At 71.5% G+C, this 5,531-nt stretch carries 5 protein-coding genes; 2 read left to right on the top strand and 3 right to left on the bottom strand.

The annotated features are described in order from the left end of the window. Positions 1-221: 221 nt before the first annotated feature. Complete coding sequence (locus tag PSH25_RS21895) at positions 222-857, top strand: alpha-ketoglutarate-dependent dioxygenase AlkB (protein ID WP_238660856.1); 636 nt, start codon at positions 222-224, stop codon at positions 855-857. Positions 858-870: 13 nt separating this feature from the next. Here the strand turns inward: PSH25_RS21895 and PSH25_RS21890 are convergent, their stop codons facing one another. Next, a complete protein-coding gene (locus PSH25_RS21890; RefSeq protein ID WP_238660855.1) occupies positions 871-3,618 on the bottom strand; it encodes an AfsR/SARP family transcriptional regulator in 2,748 nt (915 codons plus the stop codon). Between the two features lie 457 nt (positions 3,619-4,075). On the opposite strand from PSH25_RS21890, the gene PSH25_RS21885 reads away from it, so the two are divergent. Further along, positions 4,076-4,603 carry a peptidoglycan-binding domain-containing protein gene (locus PSH25_RS21885; RefSeq protein ID WP_238660854.1) on the top strand — a complete coding sequence of 176 codons (528 nt, stop codon included), beginning with the start codon at positions 4,076-4,078 and terminating at the stop codon, positions 4,601-4,603. A 167-nt stretch (positions 4,604-4,770) separates the two neighbouring features. Here PSH25_RS21885 and PSH25_RS21880 read toward each other — a convergent pair whose 3' ends face one another. Together PSH25_RS21880 and PSH25_RS21875 are read right to left on the bottom strand one after the other, a co-directional pair. Beyond that, a complete protein-coding gene (locus PSH25_RS21880) occupies positions 4,771-5,289 on the bottom strand; it encodes a TrmH family RNA methyltransferase (protein ID WP_238660853.1) in 519 nt (172 codons plus the stop codon). 50 nt (positions 5,290-5,339) lie between these two features. After that, a partial coding sequence (locus PSH25_RS21875; protein WP_238660852.1) for a hypothetical protein occupies positions 5,340-5,531 on the bottom strand: 192 nt, incomplete at its 5' end.

Here is a 5,531-nt window from a genome sequence, read left to right as displayed (position 1 = left end):
TGCACGGGCTGCTCAGCTCGCCGCAGCGGCGCGCGACGCTCGGCGCGCGCGCCTGGTCCACCGTCGACGGGCGGGGCCGGGCGCGGGTCGTGGACGCGGTGTTCGACGCCGTACGCGCCCCCGCCGTCCCCGGCTGACCGCGACAGGTCACGGTCGGAGCGGGCCGGCCGGCACCGTTCGGCGCTAGCACGGGTGTACGAAAGTGCTGCTAGGGTGGCTGCATGACGCCTGCCGCCTACCAGCCGTCGATGCTCGACCTGGCCGACGCCGGGCCGGCCCTGGGGCCGTTGCCCGGTCAGATCCGCCGGCACCAGCTCAGCCGAGGCGCCTGGGTCGACCACCTTCCCGGCTGGGTGCGCGGCTCCGACACGGTCCTCGACACCCTGCTCACCGAGGTGCCCTGGCGTGCCGAACGGCGCACCATGTACGACGCCGAGGTCGACGTGCCCCGCCTGCTCTGCTGGTACGACGGCGCGAGGCAACTCCCCCACCCCGTGCTCACCGCCGCGCGGGCCACGCTGACCGAGCACTACGCGCCCGAGTTGGGCGAGCCGTTCGTCACCGCCGGCATGTGCCTCTACCGCTCCGGGCGCGACAGCGTGGCCTGGCACGGCGACACCATCGGCCGCTCGGCGCACACCGACACGGTCGTCGCGATCGTCTCCTTCGGAGCACCCCGGCCGCTGCTGCTACGCCCACGCGGCGGCGGCGAGAGCCTGCGCTTCCCGGTGGGCCACGGCGACCTGATCGTCATGGGCGGCTCCTGCCAACGCACCTGGGAACACGCCATCCCGAAGACCACCCGCCCGGTGGGCCCCCGGGTGAGCGTCCAGTTCCGCCCGCACAACGTCGCCTGATCCTGGGCCCGTACTAGGACGAAATCAGACGTTCGAGGCGGCGGCGGACCTCCTCGGCTGCGGGGTCGCCCACGTCCTCATAGATTCCGGCGGCCAGGCGCCAAGCGGCAGCGGCAGCCTCCCGGTCACCCATCCCTTCCCGGGTGTCCCCGAGTCGGATGAGTGTCTCCGCCTCGTGATACCGGTCCGCGGAGTCGCGGAAGAGTTTGATCGCCTGCTCGTAGCAGTTGGCCGCCCGGTCGCGGTCGCCGAGGCGGTCGTAGGCGAAGCCGAGGCTGTCCAGCGTCGCGGCCTGACCGTTGCGGTCGTCGGTGCGTCGTTGCTGGTCGAGGGCCTCGGTGCAGCTGGCGATGGCCTGGACGTAGTCGCCGGTGGTGGCGAGCAGCCAACCGATCGCGTTGAGCGTCCGGGCTTCGCCCGCGTGACTGCCGACCAGCCGGTAGAGCCGCAGCGCCTCGCGACCGTGCGCGAGCGCCTCGTCGAGCCGGCCGTCCAGATAGCAGAGCTCGCAGTAGTTGTGCAGCGTCTGGGCCTGGCCGATCGGGTCGCCGAGACGTTCGTGCAGCTCAAGGGCGCGCTTGAGTCGGTACTCGGCGGTGGTGCTGTCGCCCAGTCGGGTCAGCGCCCGGGAGACCAGCCGATTGGCGACGGCCTGACCGGCGAGGTCGTCGATCTTCTCCGCGGCGCCCAGCGCGACCTCTTGGATGGCGAGCTGGTCCTGCCAGAGGCCGCGCGGCGCCACGAAGGTGGTCAGGGCCCACGCGATCTGCCAGGCGTACGTTTCGAAGCCGTTCTCGGCGGCCTGTCGGACCACCCTGACGAGCACCCGATGCTCCGCCGTGAACCAGGCGAGCGCGCCGTCGTGATCGGTCACCGGCCGCCGGGCGGGTACGGGCAGCGGCGGCACCGGCTCGATCGGGGGCCACTGCGGCTGCAGTAGCCGGGCGGCCGGATAGGCGGCGTGCAGGTAGTGGTCGTACAGGCGCTGTCGAGCTGCGACGTGTTCGTCGCCGCGCTCCGACGACCGTGCGAGCTCGGCCGCATAGGCGCGCAGAAGATCGTGGAAGGCGAACCGGCCGGGCGCGTGCTCCGCCAGCAGATGGAGCCGGGTCAGTTCCCGCAGGATCGGCGTGACGGCCACGGCCGACACACCGGCGAGCGCCGAGGCCGCGGCGGTGGTCAGGTCCGGGCCCGGATGCAGCCCCAGCAGGGTGAACAGCCGGGCCGCGTCAGCCCCCAGGGCCAGGAACGACCACGAGAAGACGCGCCGGACGTCGCCGTCGGCCAGGGCGTCCAGCCTCGCCTCGGCCGAGTGCAGTTCGGCGGCAATCGCGCTGAGTGGGAACGTGGGATGGGTCGCGGCGCGCGCCGCCACTATCGACAGTGCCAACGGAAGCCGGCCTGCGGCCTCGATGATGTCGGCCACCGCCACCGACTCGGAGGCGAGCCGACCGACCCCGAGACGTCTGGCGAGCAGGCTCCTCGACTCCTCCGCCGTGAGCACGTCCAGTGTCAACGGCGTGGCACACTCGGCGGCGATCAGGCCGCCGAGCCGGTCACGGCTGGTGACCACGACCATGCAGCGGCCCGCACCGGGCAGCAGGGCGCGCACCTGGGCGGAGTCGCGAGCGTTGTCGAGCACAAGGAGCATCCGGCGGGAGGCCAGCAGGCTGCGGTAGAGACCAGTCCGAGCCTCCATATCGGAGGGTATCCGGGCGTGGGGCACACCGAGCGCTTCGAGGAAGCCGGACAGGGCGTCGGACGGGGACACGACGCCGGCCTCGTCGTAGCCGCGAAGGTTCACATAGAGCTGGCCGTCCGGGAAGCGGTCGGCAACCCGGTGCGCCCAGTGCAACGCCAGGGCCGTCTTGCCGACTCCGGCCATCCCGGACACCACAGAGATGGCCACGCTCGTCGGCCCCTCGGCTCCACCGTGCAGAAGCCCGTCGAGGCCCGCCAGCTCGACACTGCGTCCGACGAACTCCGGCACCGCACGCGGCAGTTGCTCGGGGCGCTGGATGAGCGGCCCCACTGCCGTCTCCGGCGCCGGCCGGTCCGGCCCCGTTGGCGGTTGCGCCGTCAGGCCCGGGCGGTGATGCAGGATGTCGTCGTACAGCGCGACGAGTTCGGGTGCGGGATCGAGGCCGGTCTCCTCCGCCAGCGTCTGTCGGGCCTGCCGGAAAGCATCCAGTGCGCCGGCCACGTCTCCGATGCGGTACAGGCCCACCATCAGCTGGCCCCACGCCCGCTGCCGCAACGGATGCCGGTCGAGCAGGCCGCGCAGCCGGTGCACGACGTCGGCCGGCGCGCCGAGGGCCAGCACCGCCTCGGCGTAGTCCTCCTCGACGAGCAGCCGGCGCTCCTCCAACTGCGCCACCCGCCGAGCCAGCGTCGAGCGCAGCGGCAGGTCGGACAGCGGCGCACCACGCCACAGGCGCACCGCGGCGGAGAGTTCGGCCTCGGCCCGGTCCAGATCGGAACTGGCGAGCGCCTCACGACCCCGCGTCGCCGCCGCGTCGAACAGGTCCAGGTCCCGTTCGCCGGGGCCCACCCGCAGCAGGTAGCCGCCGGCCGCAGCGGTTATCCCATCCCAGGTCGCCCCACCGCCCAGCGACTGCCGCAACCCGCGCACATAGGTACGCAGATTCGCGGCGGCCGACGCCGGTTCTTCGTCGCCCCACAGCATCGCGGCCAACTCGTTGGCGCCGACGACCTCGTTCGGGCGCAGCAGCAGGGTCGCCAGCAGGAGACGCTGCTTCACCGAGCCCAGTGGAACCGACCGGCCGTCGCGGTACACCCGGAACGGGCCAAGGAGTTCGAAACGCAACCAGGCACCTCACATGTGGGCACTGCCGTGTGCCGTCATGCGTACAACACCCACACAACGCGGGCGAGCAATTGATCTATGCCGCAGTTGTGCGGCGGTTGTACCGGCCCCACCGTACCTTCTCCACGGGGGGCCCGGAGCGGTGAGGACGGTTCTACCGTCCTCACCGCCCCATCCAAGATCACCAATCGCCAGACCTGGTTGCACGACGATTGCGCGAGGCCAAAGGGACTGTCTGTCCACACCTGACGCGAGGCCACCTCGCCTCGTCGTGTCAGGTGTGAAACCGCCGGCTGGCGCAACGCCCCAGCACCGTTGCCCCCTCATGAATCCCGACCAGAGGAGATACATGTCGCACCGCTCCACCAGCCGCGTCCTCAAGAGAGTCGCGGTGCCCGCCATCGCCGCGGCATTGGCCATCGGCATCAACGTCACCATCGCCACGCCGGCCGCGGCCAGCGGCTCCTACACGGGCCGGGCGTACGTCCATGGCACCGGCGGGGTGTCGGACGACTTCGATGACGAAGGCGTCACCAACGTCACCACGCACCGCAACTCGAACGTCGCCTGTCTGTGGCAGACCATTCTCTGGGCGAATGGCTACCTGCCCTCGTCCGGTATCGACGGCGTCTTCGGCGACCAGACCGATGCCGCGACGAAGAACTTCCAGCGCGACAAGGGCCTCTCGGCGGATGGCTCCGCAGGCCGGAACAGCTGGACGAAGGCCGGCGACAAGCTGGTGCAGCACGACAACCAGAACGGATGGCTGTACGTGGTGTACCACGGGGCGACGGGTTCCAGGAGCCCGTACGGCTCGCACCAGTTCGTCCTACAGCGTTCGCCCGACGGGAACTACCGGTTCTACCCGCCTCAGGGCGGCGGCCCCTACTGGGCCGCCTACAACTCCCGCACCTGCTGACTCGCAACCCGGCGGTCTGACCGGGTAAGCATCGCGAGTGGCCCGACCGCCAAGCGGTGACCAGCGACTCGCAAGGTAGGTCCGGACGCGGCGGGCCCCGTTGTCCGGACCTACCTTGCGGTTTTCCGGCCTGATCGCCATTGATCCAGCGGCGACCGGGCGCCGTCCTACAGGAGGCCGGCCAGTTTGTAGAGGACCAGGGAGCCGGCCACCGCGACGTTCAGGCTGTGGCCGTGGCCGACCATGGGAATCTCCACCGCCGCGTCCAGCTGGTCGAGCGCCTCCGGCGGGATGCCCGTCGCCTCGTGGCCCAACAGCACGACGGTGCGGCCCCGCGCGGCGGGCAGGTCACCGAGTCGGACGGCCTCGTCGGCCAACTCCACGCCGAGGACCCGGGCGCCGGCGGCCCGTTCGGCGGCCAGCCAACGCAACGGACTACCGACCCGATGGACGCAGCCCGGCTGGCGCAGCGTGTTACCCCGGGCCACGGCCTCGTCCACCCAGCGAAACGGAGGTACGGCGAGGCAGGCACCGACCGCGTCGCAGGTCCGTAACAGGGTGCCCAGGTTCGCACCGTGCAGCGGCCAGAGGGGGGCGGCGATCAGGTGACCCCAGCAGCGGTGTGGACGGGGACGGCGGGCGGCGCGTAGCTCACGCCTCGGCCGGACCCGGATGGCGGCGCTCACGCCGCGCCGGCGACTCCGCCGGACAGGAAACAAATCATGTTGAGGGGTGCTTAGCGGCGCACCCGGACCCTCACCGACAACAGAGGGCCCCACCATACCGCGCCGACGGACGCCCCACCCCGCATGACCTCCTCGCCCGGCGCCGAGGGCCACCCCCGCATGATCGCGCTCGATCCAGGATCGAGTGGCATCACCGCGTCGGTGATGCCACTACTTCCAGGATCGAGCACGATCTTGGGGCG

The organism is Micromonospora foliorum, assembly GCF_022229015.1.
Classification (GTDB): Bacteria; Actinomycetota; Actinomycetes; order Mycobacteriales; family Micromonosporaceae; genus Micromonospora; species Micromonospora foliorum.
The sequence above is the reverse complement of the archived record's forward strand: the minus strand, read 5'-3'. Positions and strand labels throughout refer to the sequence as shown.